Origin of the sequence: Streptomyces sp. NBC_00690 (genome assembly GCF_036226685.1) — a bacterium.
In the GTDB taxonomy this organism is placed as follows: domain Bacteria; phylum Actinomycetota; class Actinomycetes; order Streptomycetales; family Streptomycetaceae; genus Streptomyces.
The window spans coordinates 5,626,456-5,645,153 of record NZ_CP109009.1; the positions used below are offsets into that span (position 1 = coordinate 5,626,456).

An 18,698-nucleotide genomic window follows, 5' to 3' on the forward strand; every position below is an offset into this window, starting at 1 on the left:
CCCGACCCCATAGACCCCGACGACCCTAGAGACCCCGACCCTAAAGACCCGGTCCGCGTACCGGGATCGACGTGAAGGTCGGAGCCGGAGCCGGCTCGGTGAAGAAGTCGTTCCCCTTGTCGTCGACCACGATGAACGCCGGGAAGTCCTCCACCTCGATCCGCCACACGGCCTCCATCCCCAACTCCTCGTACTCGACGACCTCGACCTTCTTGATGCAGTCCTGCGCCAGCCGCGCCGCAGGCCCACCGATCGATCCCAGGTAGAAGCCGCCGTGCGCGCCGCACGCCTCGGTGACCTGCCGGGAGCGATTGCCCTTCGCCAGCATCACCTTCGAGCCGCCCGCGGCCTGGAACTGCTCCACGTACGAGTCCATCCGGCCCGCGGTCGTCGGCCCGAAGGAACCGGATGCGTACCCCTCGGGGGTCTTCGCCGGGCCCGCGTAGTACACCGGGTGGTCCTTCAGGTACTGCGGCATCTCCTCGCCCGCGTCCAGTCGTTCCTTGATCTTCGCGTGGGCGATGTCACGGGCGACCACCAGCGGGCCGGTGAGCGACAGACGGGTCTTGACCGGGTACTTCGTCAGCTCGGCGAGCACGTCGTCCATCGGGCGGTTGAGGTCGACGCGCACGACGTCGGCGTCGGCGAGGTGATCATCGGTGGTGTCCGGCAGGAACCGCGCGGGGTCGGTCTCCAACTGCTCCAGGAAGACACCATCGGCAGTGATCTTCGCCACGGCCTGTCGGTCCGCCGAACAGGACACCGCGATGGCCACGGGCAGCGAGGCACCGTGCCGCGGCAGTCGTACGACCCGGACGTCGTGGCAGAAGTACTTGCCGCCGAACTGCGCCCCGATGCCGATCTTCTGCGTCAGCTCGAAGACCTTCTCCTCCAGCTCCTTGTCCCGGAAGCCGTGCCCGGTGGGGGAGCCCTCGGATGGCAGTTCGTCCAGATAGTGCGCGGAGGCGTACTTCGCTGTCTTCAGCGCGAACTCCGCCGACGTACCGCCGACCACGATCGCCAGGTGGTACGGGGGACACGCGGCCGTGCCCAGCGAGCGGATCTTCTCCTCCAGGAACTTCATCATGGAGGACTCGTTCAGGACGGCCTTGGTCTCCTGGTAGAGGAAGGACTTGTTCGCCGAACCGCCGCCCTTGGCCATGAAGAGGAACTTGTACGCGCCGCCGTCGCTCGCGTAGAGCTCGATCTGCGCCGGGAGGTTGGAGCCGGTGTTCTTCTCCTCCCACATGGTCAGCGGTGCCATCTGCGAGTAGCGCAGATTGAGCTTGGTGTACGCGTCGAAGACGCCGAGCGACAGCGCCTCCTCGTCCCGGCCCTCGGTCAGGACGTTCTGACCGCGCTTCCCCATCACGATCGCCGTACCGGTGTCCTGGCACATGGGCAGCACGCCCGCGGCGGCGATGTTGGCGTTCTTGAGCAGGTCCAGCGCGACGAACTTGTCGTTGGACGACGCCTCGGGGTCGTCCACGATCCGTCGCAGCTGCGCCAGGTGCGCCGGCCGCAGATAGTGTGAAATGTCGTGCATCGCCTCGGCGGCGAGCCGGCGCAGGGCTTCCGGCTCGACCTTGAGGAACGTCCGTCCGTCGGCCTCGAAGGTGGAGACGCCCTCGGCGGTCACCCGTCGATAGGACGTGGTGTCCTCTCCCAGGGGGAGCAGGTCGGTGTAGGCGAACGCCGGGCTGGATGGGCGGGGGACTAGAGACATTGCGGCCATTCCTCACTCGGCGGGCAGCGACGCAGCCTCCGTCGGCGGCGCGCCCTCCAGCGTAGAACGCGGTCCGACGCGACTTCTGGTGAGGTAAGGCTCAGTAGAGAAAGCGCTGGCAGAGTGCCGTTCATCGACCTCGGAACGGTGTTGCCCCTAGTCGCGATCTATCGCGTTTAGCTACCCTTGTCCCGTGGACCTCGAAAAGCACCCCCAGAAGCCCGCCGTCCCAGCGGAGCGCGGCGTTGCCCCGAGCGCGCCCGGTGCGATCCGCGCATCCGACGCGGATCGCGACCGGATCGCCGACATCCTCCGGGACGCCCTGGCCGAAGGGCGGTTGGACGCCGAGGAGCATTCCGAGCGGATCGACGCGGTCTACCGCGCCAAGACCGTCGGTGAACTCCAGCCGCTGGTGCAGGACCTGCCCACCACGCGCAAGGGCTCCGAGGCGGCCGGCTACTCCTACGGGCCCGAAGACCCGACGGGCGAGACGGAGAACCTGATCGCCGTGTTCTCCAGCTCCACCCGCAAGGGCCGCTGGCGGGTCGGCCGTCGCACCAACGCCTTCTCCCTGTTCGGCAGCGTGGAGATCGACCTCACGCAGGCGTTGTTCCAGCAGCGGGTGACAGTGATCAATGCAACATCGATTTTCGGCAATGTTGAAGTGCGCGTGCCCGAGAACATCACGTTGCGCGGCAACGGCAGTGGCATCTTCGGCAACTTCGAGGTCCGCGGCCTGGAGGCCGCGGACCCTGAGGCCCCCGTGGTCGTCGTCAACGGATACTCGGTCTTCGGCAATGTCGAGGCGAAGGCGAAGCGGGGCCGTCGGGTCTCCGACCTCCAGCACCGCCTGAAGAAGTTCCTGGGCTAGGCAGGGTCTGGCAGTCCCGTCTGCACGGTGACGCCCCGGTCGCAATCCCTCTGTGCCCAGCGGCTGACCGCAGGTGTCAAGCCCCTGGCTGGATTTCGGTCGCGAACGGCTGTGTGGGCTTCCGCGGAGGTGGAACTCGATGCCACTCAGTGCATAGGCGTGCGCACAGCGGGTAGGGAGAGCTGCATCGTCTCTCGCTCGCGAAGCCGTCGTCAGGAGTAGACCGTGCTGCAACTGCCGTACCAGTCCTTGCAGGTGGCCGCTGTACCGCCTCAGCGTGCGCCCGCTCGGGAAGACCAGGACGGCCCCTGGCATGCGGAGGCGGTGTGCCGTCGGGACGAGGCCGGACTGTTCTTCGCACCCTCCAAGGAGCCCACGGCCGCACGGCTGTCGCGCGAAGAGGCCGCGAAGAGGGTCTGCGGGCGCTGCCCGGTGATGGTCGAGTGTCGGGAGCACGCGCTGCTCCAGCCCGAGCCCTACGGAGTGTGGGGCGGACTGACCGCGGCTGAGCGGCGGGTGGTGCTCGCCCGGCGCAGGCGGCGGGACGTGGAGACCAAGAAGTCACAGTCCGCGGCTTGAGCGGGAAGCGGGAGCGCCGGGCCCACGGTCGCCCGGCACCGCGAGGACGGACGCTTCGCCGGCTGACCCCCTCGTACGCGCCCACTGGTGTCGCTGAGAGACCCGACACCCGGTGAACGCCCTACGGGATGAGCTTGGAGTGCCTTCCCCCTGCGCGTGATCTGGGCCGTACGGTCTGCGAACACCGGCTCAGGGGCACCCCTGGGAATGGTTGGGGGCGCCCCTGCTCGCGATGGGGCCGGCGGTGTCGGCAGCGACCGAATGCCACTCACGATGTGTGGTCGAACCGCAGTCGCACTACTGCGTCTCGGCCTGAACTACTGCATCGGTCTGGACTACTGCACTGGTTTGAACTACTGCATCGTTTTCAACTACTGCGCGCGGTCGAAGTCGATCTGGCTGTACGCGCGCAGCTTGGACAGCCGGTGGGTGGAGTCGATCTGGCGGATCGTGCCCGACTTGGACCGCATGACGAGCGACTGCGTGGTGGCGGTCTCCGCGCGGTACCGCACCCCGCGCAGCAACTCCCCGTCCGTGATGCCGGTGGCGACGAAGAAGACATTGTCCCCGCGCACGAGGTCGTCGGTGGCGAGCACCCGGTCGAGGTCATGGCCGGCGTCCAGGGCCTTCTGGCGCTCGGCTTCGTCCTTGGGCCAGAGCTTGCCCTGGATCGTGCCGCCGAGACACTTGATCGCACAGGCGGTGATGATGCCTTCCGGCGTACCGCCCACGCCCATGAGCATGTCGACGCCCGTACCCTCCCGTACGGCCATGATCGCGCCGGCCACATCGCCGTCGGAGATGAACTTGATGCGTGCGCCGGTCTCCCGGATCTCCTTCACGATGCTCTCGTGGCGCGGGCGGTCCAGGATGACGACCGTCACGTCCTCGGGCGATGACCGCTTCGCCTTGGCGACGCGGCGGATGTTCACCGACACGGGGGCGTTGATGTCGACGAAGTCGGCGGCTTCCGGGCCGGTGACGAGTTTGTCCATGTAGAAGACCGCGGACGGGTCGAACATGGCGCCGCGGTCGGCCGCCGCGAGAACGGCGATGGCGTTCGGCATGCCCCGGGCGGTCAGGGTCGTGCCGTCGATCGGGTCCACGGCGATGTCGCACTCGGCACCAGTGCCATCACCGATGCGCTCGCCGTTGAAGAGCATCGGGGCTTCGTCCTTCTCACCTTCACCGATGACGACGATGCCGTTCATCGACACGGTGTGGACGAGGGTCCGCATGGCCTTGACGGCCGCACCGTCCGCGCCGTTCTTGTCACCGCGTCCGACCCATCGGCCCGCGGCCATGGCGGCGGCCTCGGTGACCCTGACCAGCTCCAGGGCGAGGTTGCGATCGGGGGCCTCGGGCGAGACCTCCAGCTGGGACGGCAGATTGTGCTCGGTCATCGGAGCGCACCTTTCTGTACGACGACGGCCGGATATAGAGGGTGCTGTGACTCTATCTGTACGTCGATAAAATGAGCAGTGGGGCCCACGTTTGAGCGCCGACCACGGATGCGACGATGGTGTGCGTGGCAGGTATGCGAGGCAAGCAGACGGTTCGGGACATGGTGCTCTCGATGGTGGTCATCGGGGCCGTCGTCGGTGTGACGTACATCTTCATCCCCCGTGACGATACGAAGGACCCGATCAAGCGGGTCGACTACTCGATCGAGTTGGTGACCGCCCAACGCGCGGCGCCCTACCCGGTGGTCGCGCCCCAGGGTCTGCCGAAGGCGTGGAAGCCCACTTCGGTGACCTACAACCGGAGTGACTCCAACGCCTGGCACCTCGGGTTCCTGGACCCGAAGCGCGAGTACGTCGCCGTGGAGCAGTCGACCGCGCCGTTCAAGAAGTACGTCGGACGGGTCACCCATCACGCCGAGGACACCGGCCGGACCCGGCAGGTCAACGGCGAGAGCTGGCAGATCTGGGAGGGGCCCAAGTACGACGCCCTGGTGCGCGCGGGCAAGGGCGCGACGACCGTGGTCACCGGCACCGCCCCGTTCGACCGGCTCGCCGAGATGGCAGCCGCGCTCAAGGTGAAGACCCCCAAGCCCGTGGGCGCCGCCTGACCGGCCCGCCCCTACACATGAAAGGGCCGCCGCACCCAGCAGGGGTGCGGCGGCCCTTTCATGCTCGGGAGCCTGGTCAGACCGTGGTGACCACGTCGTTGTAGGCCAGTCGCGGCGAGCGCGGGAAGGCGGCGTCCTCACCGGGCTTGCCGATGTTGACGATCATGAGCGGGGTGTGGTCGGCGTCCAGGAACTCCTTTTGGACGCTGGAGAAGTCGAAGCCGGTCATCGGGCCCGCGGCAAGACCCGCCGCACGGACGCCGACGATGAAGTACGCGGCCTGGAGCGCGGCGTTCAGGCTGGCCGCCTCCTCACGAACCGGACGCTCGGCGAAGAAGACGTCCTTGGCCTGCGGGAAGTGCGGCAGCAGGGACGGGAGCTCCTCGTGGAACTCATTGTCGGCGGCGAGGATCGCCACGAGCGGAGCGGTGCCGGTCTTGTCCTGGTTGCCCTCCCACATGTGGGGGACCAGGCGCTCACGGGCCTCCGCGGAGCGCACCAGGACCACCCGCAGGGGGTTCTGGTTGAAGGCGGTCGGTCCGAACTTGACCAGGTCGTAGATCGCCTGGATCTGCTCATCGGTCACCGGCTCGTCGGTGAAGGTGTTGGCAGTGCGTGCCTCGCGGAAGAGGAGGTCCTGGGCGGTGGGGTCAAGGACGATGCTCATGCTCGGAGTGCCTTTCGGTGCTCGTGGGGGTGTACGACCGGGCATAACCGTAGCCGAATACATTAAATTTCAACTAATGGCTTGGTTGTGACGACCCTCACCCGCCCGCTGCGGCCCCGCGCACCCCTCACCAGGGCTTTTAGTCGTTTTCGGCGTCACCCTCGTCCGACTCGGGACCTGCCAGCGCGGCATCCAGCCGAGCCCGGGCACCCTCCAGCCAACGGCGGCAGACCTTGGCCAGCTCCTCGCCCCGCTCCCAGAGCGCCAATGACTCCTCCAGCGTCGTGCCCCCCGCCTCCAGCCGGCGCACCACCTCGATCAACTCGTCCCGCGCCTGCTCATAGCCCAGCGCCGCTTCATCCGTCTTCGCAGCCATGCCAACCACCCTTAGATCCCGGACCCGAGGTCCTGTTCCACCGTCCATACGAGCCCGTCGAAGCCCATGGACCGCTTGGCCCGTGCTCGATGCGCTCCCCGCACCGGCCCTGCTCACCTGGGGCGGGCTCCGCCCCGATGGCGCAGCCCGCGGGCCTCACTCCACGACCCGCACCGCGAACTCGCCCTCGAAGACCCGAGCCCGCAACTCTTCCCCTCCGCCCACCTCGCCCGGCGCACGCACCACCGCACCATCGGCACGCTGAAGCACCGCATACCCCCGCTCCAGCGTGGCCGCCGGAGAGAGCGAGACCACCCGCGCCCGGGTGTGGGAAAGCTCGGACTCCGCACGGTCCAGGAGATGCCCGAGCACCCGTCGACTGCGCGCCACCAGCGCATCCACCTCGGCCTCCCGCTCGTCCACCATCCGGTGGGGCCGCTCCATGGCCGGCCGTCCCAGCGCATGGGCCAGACCGCGCTCCTCGCGCTCCAACAGCCCACGGACCGTCCGCAGCGCCCGGTCCCGCAACTGGCGCACCCGCTCCAACTCCTCGCCCACATCCGGCACCACCTTCTTGGCGGCATCGGTCGGTGTGGAGGCCCGCAGGTCGGCGACGAGATCCAGCAGCGGCGAGTCCGGCTCGTGCCCGATCGCGGACACCACCGGCGTACGGCACGCGAAGACGGCACGGACCAGTTGTTCATCCGAGAACGGGAGCAGGTCCTCCACACTGCCACCGCCGCGCGCCACGATGATCACGTCCACCGCGGGGTCCCGGTCCAGCTCCTGAACCGCCTCGATCACCTGGGTGACCGCATGGATCCCCTGCACGGCCACATTGCGCACCTCGAACCGGACCGCGGGCCAGCGCCGCCGGGCGTTCTCCAGGACATCGCGCTCGGCCGCGGACGCCCGCCCGCACACCAACCCCACCCGATGGGGCAGGAACGGCAACGCCTTCTTCCGATCGACGGCGAACAGGCCCTCCCCGCCCAGCGCCCGCTTCAACTGCTCCAACCGGGCGAGCAGCTCACCGATCCCGACAGGTTTGATCTCCACCGCCCGCAATGACAGCTGCCCCCGCGGCGCGTACCACTCGGGTTTCGCGTGCACCACGACCCGCGCCCCCTCGGAGACGACATCGGCCACCGCGTCGAAGACCTGCCGGTAGCAGGTGACGGCCACGGAGATGTCGTACGACGGGTCACGCAGGGTCATGAAGACCACGCCCTGCCCGGGGCGCCGGGAGAGCTGGGTGATCTGGCCCTCGACCCAGATCGCACCCAGCCGGTCGATCCATCCGCCGATGAGCCGGGACACCTCGCCGACGGGGAGGGGGGCGTCGGGAGATGTGTTCAAAGCCATGCGAACGAGCGTATCGGCCGGCTCCGACAACGTCCCCCGCCTCGACCGATCGGGACCGTTGCCCGTGGCCCGCCGAACTTGCGGGGGGAGAGGCCACGCCGACCGGATCGACACCCGTTCGGTGCGGCCCCAGTGCTCGGGCCGGCCGGTTTGGCAGGTGCGTCAGGTGCGTCAGGTGCGTCAGGTGCGTCAGGTGCGTCAGGTGCGTTGGGTTCGAGCCCAGCGCACGGCCAGCACCACCAGCCCCACCGCCAACCATGCCGCGCCCACCACCTGCGCCGATCCCGCCGCCTTGGCCATCACCGCGATCAGGATCGCCGACCCGACCACCGGCACCACTACATGCCGGCCCCAGGCGAATTCTCCCGCCCCACCACCACGCTGCACCACGAACCAGCCCACCACGCTCGCGTGCAGCAACACGAACGCCGTCAGCGCCCCGATATCCACCACCGACACCAGATGGTCGAGGCCGTCGTCCCGACGCGCCGCCCAGACAGCGGCCACCAACGTCACCACGGCCGCCAGCAGCAGCGCGACCCGCGGCACCCCCGACCCCGTACGCGCCAGACCCCGGGGCAATCTGCGATCACGCGCCATCGCGAACAGCAGCCGCCCCGCAGCCGCCTGCCCGGCCAACGCGGCGAAAGCGGCACCGATCGCCTTGCTCAGCGCGATCAGATCGTGCAACCAGCTCCCGACCGAGGCATCCACCGCGACATAGAACGCCGCCCCCTGCTTGGCCGGGTCCGCCGCCAACTCCGCCGACGACACCGGCTCCAGCAGGGCCGCGAGATAGGTCTGCACGATGAACAGCACCCCCGCGAGCACCAGACAGAACAACACCGCCCGAGCCACCTTGCGCGACCCGCCCGTCACCTCCTCAGCGAAGGACACGATCGCGTCGAACCCCAGATAGGACAGCACGGCCACCGACACCGCCCCCAACACCGCCGCCAGCGAGAAGTCCCCGTCCCCGGTGAAAGGCGACAGCCAGCCGCGCTGGGCACCGTCCCGCGCCAGCACCACCACCGCCGAGACGACGAAGACCACCAACACCACGATCTCCATCGCGAGCACGGCGAACCCCACCCGGGCGGCGGCCCGAACCCCCCAGAGGTTCAGCAGCGTGGTCACCACGACCGCGATCAACGTCCACACCCACCGGTCGACCCCCGGCACCAGGGCTTCCATCGCGATCCCCGAGAACAGATACGCGACCGCCGGGATCAGCAGATAGTCGAGCATCATCATCCAGCCGGCGATGAAGCCCGCCCCGTCGCTGAGGCCCTTGCGCGCGTACGTGTAGACCGACCCGGCCCGAGGCGCGACCCGCACCATCTGCGCGTAGCTCACCGCCGTGAAGCCCATCGCGACGGTGGCGACCACGTAGACCAGGGCCACGGCACCGTGCGAGCGGGCGTCCAGCGTGCCGAACACACCGACCGGGGCCATGGGCGCGATGAACAGCAATCCGTAGACGACGAGATCGCGAAATCCCAGGGTGCGCCGCAGCTCACCGCCGCCGTTCGGGTCCTGCCCGGGCGCGCCGTCCGCACCCGCCCCGCCCGCGTCCCGACCCCCTCCGCCAGCCGCAGAGACTCCCGCCGTACCCATCCGGCCCTCCGTCCGTCGCCCGTCCGCACACCAGTCTTGGCCCGGGTGGTGATCTCCCGCCTGTTCTGAGCGGCCTTACGATGGGGGGCATGACTGCTACGCCTCTTGCCCGCCGCGTCCTGCTCGCCGCGCCCCGTGGCTACTGCGCGGGAGTGGATCGTGCCGTGATCGCCGTCGAGAAGGCGCTTGAGCAGTACGGCTCACCGATCTACGTTCGCCACGAGATCGTCCACAACAAATACGTCGTCCAGACCCTGGAGAAGAAGGGCGCGATCTTCGTCGACAAGACGGCGGAGGTCCCCGAAGGCTCCATCGTCATGTTCTCCGCGCACGGGGTCGCACCCGTCGTCCACGAAGAGGCGGCCGGCCGCCAGCTCGCGACCATCGACGCCACCTGCCCCCTGGTCACCAAGGTGCACAAGGAGGCCGTCCGGTTCGCCAACGAGGACTACGACATCCTCCTGATCGGTCACGAAGGCCATGAAGAGGTCATCGGCACCTCCGGCGAGGCCCCGGACCACATCACGCTCGTCGACGGCCCGGACGACGTCGCCAAGGTCGAGGTCCGCGACGAGTCGAAGGTCGTCTGGCTCTCCCAGACCACCCTCTCGGTCGACGAGACGATGGAGACCGTGGACCGGCTGAAGGAGAAGTTCCCCCAGCTGATCTCCCCGCCCAGCGACGACATCTGCTACGCCACTCAGAACCGTCAGATCGCCGTCAAGCAGATGGGCGCCGAAGCGGACCTGGTGATCGTGGTCGGCTCCAAGAACTCGTCGAACTCCGTGCGACTGGTCGAGGTCGCCCTCGGCGCAGGCGCATCCTCCGCCCACTTGGTCGACTTCGCCGAAGAGATCGACGAGGCATGGCTCGAAGGGGTCTCCACGGTCGGTGTCACCTCCGGCGCGTCCGTCCCCGACATCCTGGTCGAAGGCGTACTGGAGTGGCTCACCCAGCGTGGCTACGAGGACGTCGAACTCGTGAAGGCGGCCGAGGAGTCGATCACCTTCTCGCTGCCGAAGGAACTGCGCCGGGACCTGCGCGCCGAGGCGGCCGAACTGGTCGCCAAGGCATCCGCGCGCTCTGGCGAGTGACAGCGCGGAGCTGCCCTTACCGTGGGGTCCATGAACGTGTTCGGAGTGGACATCGGTGGATCGGGAATCAAGGGCGCTCCCGTAGATCTTGAGCGCGGTGACTTGGCGGAGGAACGCCACAAGGTACTGACACCGCACCCTGCGACGCCGGACGCCGTGGCGGACGGCGTCGCCGAAGTGGTGCGGCACTTCGACTGGTCGGGCCCGGTGGGCATCACCTTCCCCGGCGTGGTCACCGACGGAGTGACGCGTACGGCGGCCAACGTCGACAAGGACTGGATCGACAAGGACGCGGCGGGGCTGCTCAGCGAGCGGCTCAAGGGTGTACCGGTCACCCTGCTGAACGACGCGGACGCCGCGGGCATCGCGGAAATGACCTTCGGCGCTGGCCGTCGCCGCACGGGCACGGTGATCGTCCTGACCCTCGGGACGGGCATCGGCAGCGCGGTCTTCACCGGCGGACGGCTGCTCCCCAACACCGAGCTGGGACATCTTGAGCTGCACGGCCGCGACGCCGAGACGCACGCGTCGACCAAGGCGAAGGAGGACGAGGACCTGAGCTGGCACCACTGGGCGCGGCGGGTGCAGAAGTACCTCGCCCATGTGGAGATGCTGTTCTCGCCCGAGCTGTTCATCCTCGGCGGTGGAGTGAGCCGGAAGGCGGACAAGTTCGTTCCGCTGATCGAAGGGATCCGAGCGGAGATCGTCCCCGCGGAGCTCAAGAACAACGCGGGCATCGTCGGCGCCGCCATGGCGACGCAGGGCGACCAGCACCACCAGAGCTGACCGGACCTGCAGAACGGAAGGTGGGCGGGCCCGGGCCGACAGCGGCCTGCGGCCCGTCCCACCTCACCGGACGTGCGGCCGGTGAGCGGGTGGCGGTGTGGCGGGGTGGACCTTGCGCCGACGCCGCCCCATCGACCGCACCTTGCGTACGCAGGTGATCAGACCGGCCACGAGGGTTCCGCCGTAGAGCCACCCGGCATGCACGGCGAGCGAGGTGACCACAGCCATGATCTGGCCACCGATGCCGCCCTCCCCACCGGAGATGGGCACGACCCCGACGGCGAACGCGATGGGAACCCCGATGGGTGCCGTGACCAGGTCCGCTTCCCGCACCCACAGGGCCGTCAGCGCACAGACCGGCAGATAGAGCATCCCGAACACCGCGGCCGAGCCGTCGAAGAACAGCCAGTCGAGTGCGCCGATCACCAGCATGGTGACGATGGCGAAGAGACCGGCGCCCAAGCCCGTCAGTCGCGGTGCCGGAAACCGGCGCAGGGCGACGACCAGGGCGGATTCGGAACGGGCCGGGGCCGTGGGCCGAAGCCCGTACACGGCGGGCGCGTCGGCGAGGGCACTCTGCGGTGAGAGGGGTCCCTGCGGCGTCAAAGGGGGCTGCGGCCGTTGCCGGCGCTGGGGGTTACTCGTCCTGTGCTGCTCCACGCCCCCAACGTAGGTTGCGAGCGGCCCGGAAGTCGGCACGGGACACGCACTTTGGATGACCTTGGCGAAGAGTTCGACTCCCCGCCGCATCAAGCGGCGTACCATCCCGTCCTCGCCGGCCCCGACCCGCCCGTAAACTGGGTGGTCGGTCCCCGTCCGGGCCGACCGGGATCGCCCAGCATCGGGCCGGTCCCCACCCAGCATCCTCACTCAGGAAGTCGCCAACGTGTCGCTCACGATCGGAATCGTCGGCCTGCCGAATGTCGGTAAGTCGACCCTTTTCAATGCCCTGACCAAGAACGACGTGCTGGCGGCCAACTACCCGTTCGCCACGATCGAGCCGAACGTCGGTGTGGTCGGGGTCCCCGACGACCGACTGGCGAAGCTGGCGGAGATCTTCGGCTCCCAGCGGATCCTGCCGGCGACGGTCGACTTCGTCGACATCGCGGGCATCGTCCGTGGCGCGAGCGAGGGCGAGGGGCTCGGCAACAAGTTCCTGGCGAACATCCGCGAGTCCGATGCGATCTGCCAGGTCATCCGTGCCTTCAAGGATGACAACGTGGTGCACGTCGACGGCAAGGTCTCGCCGAAGGACGACATCGAGACGATCAACACCGAGCTCATCCTCGCCGACCTCCAGTCGGTCGAGAAGGCCGTCCCGCGGCTGACGAAGGAGTCCCGCCTCCAGAAGGACAAGGTGGCGGTTCTCGCGGCGGTCGAGGCCGCCCAGAAGATCCTGGAGTCGGGCGAGACGCTGTTCTCGGCGGGCATCACCAAGGGCACCGAGCAGGGCGACCTGCTGCACGAGCTGCACCTGCTGACGACGAAGCCGTTCCTCTACGCCTTCAACGTGGACGAGGACGAGCTCGTCGACGAGGACTTCAAGAACGAACAGCGCGCACTGGTCGCCCCGGCCGAGGCGATCTTCCTCAACGCCAAGATCGAGTCCGAGCTGATCGAACTGGACGACGAGGAGTCGCTTGAGCTCCTCCAGTCCATGGGCCAGGAAGAGCCCGGCCTCGCCACGCTCAGCCGCGTCGGCTTCGACATCCTGGGCCTCCAGACCTATCTGACGGCTGGCCCGAAGGAAACCCGCGCCTGGACGATCAAGAAGGGCGCCACCGCCCCCGAGGCGGCCGGTGTGATCCACACCGACTTCCAGAAGGGCTTCATCAAGGCCGAGGTCATCTCCTTCGACGACCTGATGACGACGGGCTCGGTGGCGGAGGCCCGCGCGAAGGGCAAGGCGCGCATGGAGGGCAAGGAGTACGTGATGCAGGACGGGGACGTGGTGGAGTTCAGGTTCAACGTGTAGCGGTGCGCTTGCTGCACGTGGCTTGACTGGTTAGGCATGCAGGTCAGAAGGGGTCAGACTCTGTCGAGTCTGACCCCTTCTTCGTCACGGTGCTGGATGGGTGCTGGATATTCTGACGCGGGGTCAGTGGTTATCAGGTCTCGTAAACGGTGGACCGGTGTCCGACGTGAACGACCCAGATCACCAGTTCCCCGTTGTCGATTGTATAGACGACGCGGTAGTCGCCGACGCGGAGGCGGCGACGTTCGGGCTGGGAGACGAGTGCGGTGGTGTTGAAGCCGAGAGGGTCGGTTTCCAACTCGGTCAGCTTGGCCAGGATGCGCAGCGCCACGTCGCGAGGGATCTTCCGGAGCTCGGCCTGCGCCTCGGGTCGGAAGACGGTTCGGTATTCACTCACCGCGCGCCAGTGTCTCCCTCATGATGTCCTCGATCGGGATGCCGGGTGCCGGGTTGGCCATGCGCTCGTCGATGATCCGGTTGATCTCGCGCTCTTCCCATGCCTGGTACTTGCGCAGCACCTCGATGGACACCACGGCGGCGACTTCCTTGCCTCGGCGCGTGATCACCGTGGGTACGTCGTCGCGATCGGCGCGCTCCACCACCTCCGCCAGGTGAGCTCGCACGTCACGGATGGACTCTATGGGTAGCGGCTGCGTCATGCGCCCAAGGGTACCGAGTGTGCCGTGCGTACACAACTGTAGCGTCACGCGGGTGTGAAACCCGTCGACGATGCGGAGGTGGCGTCACCTGGTGCCTGTGCTCGCACCAGCCGCAGAGGGCGAGGATTCCGGTCATGGCGGTCAGGTTGGAGCGCGTACTTCCGACCCGTCACCGGATTTCGACGACATGGCGGGACCGGGACTCGGGGCTTCTGCCACCGCCCCGGTGTGCTGGATGAGATCCCGGAAAGCCGCGTTTCCGCAGGTGGGAGCGTTGTGCTGAACGTTAAAGTTCAACGTTTAACAGCTGACGCATCACCACGTCGCTGATCTGGCAAACGTGCAGGTCAGGGGGCTCGACTCTTCGGGGTCGGGTCCCTAGCTTTTTTTCCCGTACTGGGATAGCTGCCCCCTCGTCTCCTATCGTCCTGGCCGTGCCGGTGAGTGACGAAGCGGCGTGGGCGCTCGCACGACATGGAGCGTTCAGCCGAAGTCGGTTTGTCGCCTCATGGTCGGCTACTCGCAGAAGGGTCCGGGCCTCAAGCGCCACGCATGCTGCCGCCGATGCGACAGGCAATCCCGCCAGGTACCCTCAAACGCATCGTCAACGCGGCCCGACGGGCTTCCGCTCCACCCCGTGGAGTCTCGAAGGACACGCCCCCACCCGCACGCGCTATTTCGTGTTGCCCGGGGGAAGTCCTTGTTGTTCCGCGCGTCTGCGAAAACGGTCGCCGCCATGGCGCTCGACAGTTCGCTCTATCTCCACCTCACCGAGCAGTTCACCCACACTCACGGCTACCGGCCCAACCCCTCGGAGGCGCGGTCTTGGGAGCGGAGCATCCCCGCGCTGACCGCTGCGCTCAATGATGCGGGACTCGGTGACGTTGAGGTCATGCTCGAGTACGCACTTCCGATGAACAGCAAGCGAGCCGATGCGGTTCTCGCCGGGATCCACCCACGCACGGGTGACCCCTCCTACATCGTGGTGGAGCTCAAGCAGTGGAGCGATGTTCTACCGGATGAGGACGACCCGGTACTCTGCCACGTCCCGTCATACACTCAGCCGGTCCTCAACCCCATCGAGCAGGTGCGCCGGTACTGCGAGTACCTGGTCAACTTCAACGGCGCTGTCGCCGGCCACCCGGAGAGGGTCGGGGGAGTGGCCTTCCTGCACAATGCAACCGAGTTCGATGTGGCTGCCCTGCGTGAGATCGAGTCTGACCAGTGGGGCCAGTTGTTCACGGGCGACACCCGCGGAAGGTTCATCGACCACGTTCGTGCTCGGCTCAGCCCTGAGTACCCGGGCGCCGCAGCCGCTGACGGGCTGCTCGCGGGCAGGACGGTCCCCTCGAAGCAGCTGATGGCTGTCGCAGCGCAGGAAGTCCGCGAGAGGGAGCAGTTCGTGCTTCTCGACGAACAGCAGGTCGCTTACCGAAAGGTCCTCAACGCGGTACGCAAGGCCCAGCAGTCTGACCACAAGGAGGTCGTGGTAATCACCGGTGGCCCCGGCACCGGCAAGAGCGTCATCGCGCTCTCGCTGCTCGGCGAGTTGTACAGGCGAGGCGTCCCAGCTCTACACGCGACCGGGTCCCAGTCCTTCACCAAGACGATGCGCAAGGTTGCGGGGGCCAGAAAGCGCGAAGTCCAAGATCTCTTCAAGTACTTCAACAGTTTCATGACGACGGAGAAGAACAGCCTCGACGTACTGATCTGCGATGAGGCCCACCGCATCCGTGAGACATCCGCCAACCGGTACACGCCGGCCGCACGCCGGACCAGTAAGCAGCAGATCGACGAACTGATGGACGTGGCCAAAGTGCCCGTCTTCCTGCTCGATGAGCACCAGGTCGTGCGCCCGGGTGAGATGGGCACGGTGGAGGACATTCGAGCCGCAGCCGCACGCAGGGGGCTGAACTGCCCCGTCGTCAGGCTGGAGAGCCAGTTTCGCTGCGGCGGGAGCGATGCCTACCTGCGCTGGGTGGTGCGGCTTCTGGGACTGGAGACCGGTGGCCCGGTGGCGTGGAACACGGACGATCGCATGCACCTCTTCGTGGCCGACAGCCCGGAAGAGATGGAAGGCTTCTTGGACGGCCGCCGCGGACAGGACTACAGCGCTCGCATATCAGCCGGCTACTGCTGGCAGTGGTCCCCGGAACCTAAGCCAGGGCAGCCTCTTCCGGCAGACGTGCGGATCGGCGCCTGGGCACGCCCCTGGAACCTGCGCGGCGACCGCTCTGTCTCCGGCGCACCGCCGTCTGCTCTGTGGGCCACGGACCCGGCGGGCTTCGGGCAGATCGGTTGCGTCTATACCGCCCAGGGTTTCGAGTACGACTGGTCGGGCGTCATCATCGGCCCCGACCTGGTGTGGCGCGGCGATCGATGGGTGACGGTCCGTACGGCATCCAAGGATCCGGTGTTCAAGCGCTCGACACCGGATGCCGATGTGGATCGGCTGATCCGCAATACGTACAAGGTGCTGCTGACCCGCGGAATGGTCGGCACGGTCGTCTACTCCACGGATCGGGAAACGCAGGAGAAGCTACGAGACCTGGTGGGGGCCGGGCGGCGCGTGGATGTCACGGCGTGAACGACCGGACTGTGCTACTAACTTTTCGCCAACGTGCCACTGACATCCGCGGGACGGCGGGAGTTCGCGTGCGCTGCACCGCCTCCTAAGATCGCCTGTAGTCATTGCGGCCCGACGGGCTTCCTCCGCACGAGGACACGCCCCCACCCGCACGAGTCACTCGTGCTCTGGGGGAACCACCTCGTGTCGATGCTCCTGCTGAGGCTATCTGCGCAGGACCTGCTCACTCTGAACTCCAGGCGGCGGATGGTGCCGCATCTCGCTGCCAGGTACTGGTACTTCCGAGGGCGCGATGTGTCCGATACCGAACGGGAGGCATGGGCCGAGAGCCTGGTCGAGTTGGCGGAGGACCTCGTCGAAGCGGAGCGGGGCAACGTCGAGATGGTCGTCGAGTGCGCGGCGACGGTCGACGAACCAAAGAAGGGTGAGCCGTCCCTCATCGACGTCGTGCTCGTGGGCCGACATCCGGAGACGGGGCTGCCGTCCTTCCAGCTTGTCGAGCTGAAGAGATGGTCGATGGTGACGCGAGTGGAAGCCGCCACCGCGCAGCTCGTGAGTGTGCCGGGGTTGAAAAGGCCCAAGAAGCACCCTGCACTGCAACTCAGGAACTCTTACCAATTGTTCACTGGAGACCAAGGTCCGTTGCGTGGCATCGCGGTGGAATGCGGCGGATTCGCGTATCTGCACAACGCCACCGACGACTCCGTTCGACCGCTGCTCGACACGTTGGCGCCGACGGGAGCCTATGAGCGTGTGTACACCCGCGACAGCCGCGATCTCCTCCTCGGGGATCTGCGAAAGCATTTCACGGAGGACGGCGCGGCCTCCGAGGCTGAGCAACTCCTCAGGTTCATGAACCTTCGCAACACGCCGCTCCTCGACGCGATGATCCGGTCTCGCGGAGAGGACACGGTCTTCACGCTGCGCGGCCAGCAGAAGAGGGTGTCGGCGAGTGTTCTAGAACGAGCTGCCCTGGTCCTCGGCGATCGCGATCAGCCCGCTCTGCCGCGGAACGACGAGAGAGCCGTGTTCATCGTGACGGGTGGTGCGGGTACCGGAAAGAGCGCTGTGGGTCTGCAGCTCAGAGCCGTCTTCGAGGCAGCCGGACGCACGGTGAAGTACGCCAGTGGCAGCCGTGCGTTCAACGGGGCGCTCCAGGAACAGGTGGGCTACACCGACAAGGAGTTCAGGGAGAGATTCGCCTACTTTAGTTCCTTCGTGACCCCTCCGGCCCCTCCCTTGGACGTCCTCATCTGCGATGAGGCGCATCGCCTGAGAGAACGAACCATCGACATATACCGGCGAGAGGAGAAGTCGGGTAAGCAGCCCCAGGTGGACGATCTGCTCGATGCCTCCCGCCTCACTGTGTTCTTTCTCGACGAGAGCCAGTCCGTGCGACCCAAGGAAGTCGGAACGGTGAGTCTGATCGAGGAGGCCGCACGAGCGCGGGGGATCACTCCGCTCCGCTACAGACTCAGGGAGGAATGGCGGTGCGGGGGCAGCGACGCCTACATCCGCTGGGTGCGGGCTGTCCTCGACATTGAGGAAGGAACCACTGAGTGGACCCCCGACGGTTTGATGCACGTCGAGGTCGCGGACAGTCCGGAGCAACTTGAGTACATCATCAGAGCGGAGGAGGCGGCGGGAGCGACTGCACGCATGGTGGCCGGCTTCTGCTGGCCGTGGACTGAGCCGGTGGGCCAGGGGAAGGCTGCGCGCCTGGAGGCAGACGTGCGGATCGGTGACTGGCACCGACCGTGGAACGCCAAGGGCGACTCCTTCCGCGAGGACGGATCTGTGCCCCCGTCCACGAAATGGTCAGTGCACCCGTATGGCATCAACCAGATCGGCTGCGTCTACACGGCTCAGGGCCTTGAGTGGGATTGGTGCGGGGTGATCCTTGGCGAGGACATGGTGAGACGCGACGGCCGTTGGGTCTACCGCAAGGGGCAGTGGCGCGAGGATACGGAAAGCGGGGTCAAGCGTGTCAGGGTGCCCGGTTCGTTCGACATGAAGCTCCGTGAGGGGACGGGAAGCGAGGAAGAGAAGGCGGAGGAGTTCGCGCGGTGTGTCCGGCACGCGTACCACGTGCTCATGACCAGGGCGAGCCGGGCGACGGTGCTGTACTCCACGGATGAGGAGACGCAGGCGTACCTCAAGAGCCGCGTAGGTGACGTTCAGATACACGGCCTGCGGCCCACGTGGGAAAACCTCTCTGCCGAGGCGCGGATTCCACATCGCCCCAGCCCGAAGAGGAAGGGCCATGCCACCCCTCCCGGGCAGGAACTGCTCTTCTGAGGGGCCCTTGCCGTAGCGCTAACGCCA

General features: G+C 67.2%; 18 protein-coding genes. 8 read left to right on the forward strand and 10 right to left on the reverse strand.

The window, feature by feature from the left end; genetic code table 11:
- Positions 1-40: 40 nt before the first annotated feature.
- Entirely contained in the window at positions 41-1,726 is a 1,686-nt protein-coding gene (locus OID54_RS24835; protein WP_329022908.1) for a fumarate hydratase, read from the reverse strand.
- 193 nt (positions 1,727-1,919) lie between these two features.
- Between OID54_RS24835 and OID54_RS24840 the strand changes: the two genes are divergently transcribed.
- Positions 1,920-2,597, forward strand: a complete 678-nt coding sequence (locus OID54_RS24840; protein ID WP_329022910.1) for a DUF1707 SHOCT-like domain-containing protein — start codon at positions 1,920-1,922, stop codon at positions 2,595-2,597.
- 225 nt (positions 2,598-2,822) lie between these two features.
- Positions 2,823-3,176, forward strand: coding sequence for a WhiB family transcriptional regulator (locus tag OID54_RS24845; RefSeq protein WP_329022912.1), 354 nt, complete (start codon positions 2,823-2,825; stop codon positions 3,174-3,176).
- Between the two features lie 371 nt (positions 3,177-3,547).
- On the opposite strand, the gene glpX is transcribed toward OID54_RS24845, so the two are convergent.
- On the reverse strand, positions 3,548-4,579 hold the full coding sequence (gene glpX / locus OID54_RS24850; protein ID WP_329022914.1) for a class II fructose-bisphosphatase: 1,032 nt from the start codon (positions 4,577-4,579) through the stop codon (positions 3,548-3,550).
- A 116-nt stretch (positions 4,580-4,695) separates the two neighbouring features.
- Here glpX and OID54_RS24855 point away from each other — a divergent pair, with 116 nt between their 5' ends.
- Positions 4,696-5,247: a DUF4245 domain-containing protein gene (locus OID54_RS24855; protein WP_443055671.1), complete on the forward strand. Its 552-nt coding sequence runs from the start codon at positions 4,696-4,698 to the stop codon at positions 5,245-5,247.
- Between the two features lie 76 nt (positions 5,248-5,323).
- On the opposite strand, the gene OID54_RS24860 is transcribed toward OID54_RS24855, so the two are convergent.
- The 4 genes from OID54_RS24860 to OID54_RS24875 all read right to left on the reverse strand — a co-directional run bounded on the left by OID54_RS24860 (position 5,324) and on the right by OID54_RS24875 (position 9,272).
- Entirely contained in the window at positions 5,324-5,914 is a 591-nt protein-coding gene (locus OID54_RS24860; protein ID WP_329022916.1) for a malonic semialdehyde reductase, read from the reverse strand.
- A gap of 139 nt (positions 5,915-6,053) precedes the next feature.
- Complete coding sequence (locus OID54_RS24865) at positions 6,054-6,290, reverse strand: exodeoxyribonuclease VII small subunit (protein ID WP_329022918.1); 237 nt, start codon at positions 6,288-6,290, stop codon at positions 6,054-6,056.
- A 156-nt stretch (positions 6,291-6,446) separates the two neighbouring features.
- Positions 6,447-7,655 (reverse strand): exodeoxyribonuclease VII large subunit, encoded by a 1,209-nt coding sequence (xseA, locus tag OID54_RS24870; RefSeq protein ID WP_329022920.1) that lies wholly within the window; start codon positions 7,653-7,655, stop codon positions 6,447-6,449.
- Between the two features lie 198 nt (positions 7,656-7,853).
- A complete protein-coding gene (locus tag OID54_RS24875) occupies positions 7,854-9,272 on the reverse strand; it encodes an APC family permease (RefSeq protein WP_329022922.1) in 1,419 nt (472 codons plus the stop codon).
- Positions 9,273-9,352: 80 nt separating this feature from the next.
- Between OID54_RS24875 and OID54_RS24880 the strand changes: the two genes are divergently transcribed.
- A complete protein-coding gene (locus tag OID54_RS24880; protein WP_443055672.1) occupies positions 9,353-10,366 on the forward strand; it encodes a 4-hydroxy-3-methylbut-2-enyl diphosphate reductase in 1,014 nt (337 codons plus the stop codon).
- 30 nt (positions 10,367-10,396) lie between these two features.
- Entirely contained in the window at positions 10,397-11,152 is a 756-nt protein-coding gene (ppgK, locus tag OID54_RS24885) for a polyphosphate--glucose phosphotransferase (RefSeq protein WP_329022926.1), read from the forward strand.
- A 63-nt stretch (positions 11,153-11,215) separates the two neighbouring features.
- Here ppgK and OID54_RS24890 read toward each other — a convergent pair whose 3' ends face one another.
- Positions 11,216-11,812, reverse strand: a complete 597-nt coding sequence (locus OID54_RS24890; RefSeq protein ID WP_329022928.1) for a DUF6542 domain-containing protein — start codon at positions 11,810-11,812, stop codon at positions 11,216-11,218.
- Between the two features lie 226 nt (positions 11,813-12,038).
- Here OID54_RS24890 and ychF point away from each other — a divergent pair, with 226 nt between their 5' ends.
- Positions 12,039-13,127: a redox-regulated ATPase YchF gene (gene ychF / locus OID54_RS24895; RefSeq protein ID WP_329022930.1), complete on the forward strand. Its 1,089-nt coding sequence runs from the start codon at positions 12,039-12,041 to the stop codon at positions 13,125-13,127.
- 133 nt (positions 13,128-13,260) lie between these two features.
- On the opposite strand, the gene OID54_RS24900 is transcribed toward ychF, so the two are convergent.
- A complete protein-coding gene (locus OID54_RS24900) occupies positions 13,261-13,524 on the reverse strand; it encodes a type II toxin-antitoxin system RelE family toxin (RefSeq protein WP_329022931.1) in 264 nt (87 codons plus the stop codon).
- Positions 13,517-13,786: a type II toxin-antitoxin system Phd/YefM family antitoxin gene (locus OID54_RS24905; RefSeq protein ID WP_329022933.1), complete on the reverse strand. Its 270-nt coding sequence runs from the start codon at positions 13,784-13,786 to the stop codon at positions 13,517-13,519. The genes OID54_RS24900 and OID54_RS24905 overlap by 8 nt, the downstream gene beginning before the upstream one ends.
- A 700-nt stretch (positions 13,787-14,486) precedes the next feature.
- Between OID54_RS24905 and OID54_RS24910 the strand changes: the two genes are divergently transcribed.
- A complete protein-coding gene (locus tag OID54_RS24910) occupies positions 14,487-16,373 on the forward strand; it encodes a DUF2075 domain-containing protein (protein WP_329022936.1) in 1,887 nt (628 codons plus the stop codon).
- Between the two features lie 204 nt (positions 16,374-16,577).
- On the opposite strand, the gene OID54_RS24915 is transcribed toward OID54_RS24910, so the two are convergent.
- Positions 16,578-16,838, reverse strand: a complete 261-nt coding sequence (locus OID54_RS24915) for a hypothetical protein (protein WP_329022937.1) — start codon at positions 16,836-16,838, stop codon at positions 16,578-16,580.
- Between the two features lie 288 nt (positions 16,839-17,126).
- Here OID54_RS24915 and OID54_RS24920 point away from each other — a divergent pair, with 288 nt between their 5' ends.
- Positions 17,127-18,671 (forward strand): DUF2075 domain-containing protein, encoded by a 1,545-nt coding sequence (locus tag OID54_RS24920; protein WP_329022938.1) that lies wholly within the window; start codon positions 17,127-17,129, stop codon positions 18,669-18,671.
- Positions 18,672-18,698 lie beyond the last annotated feature (27 nt).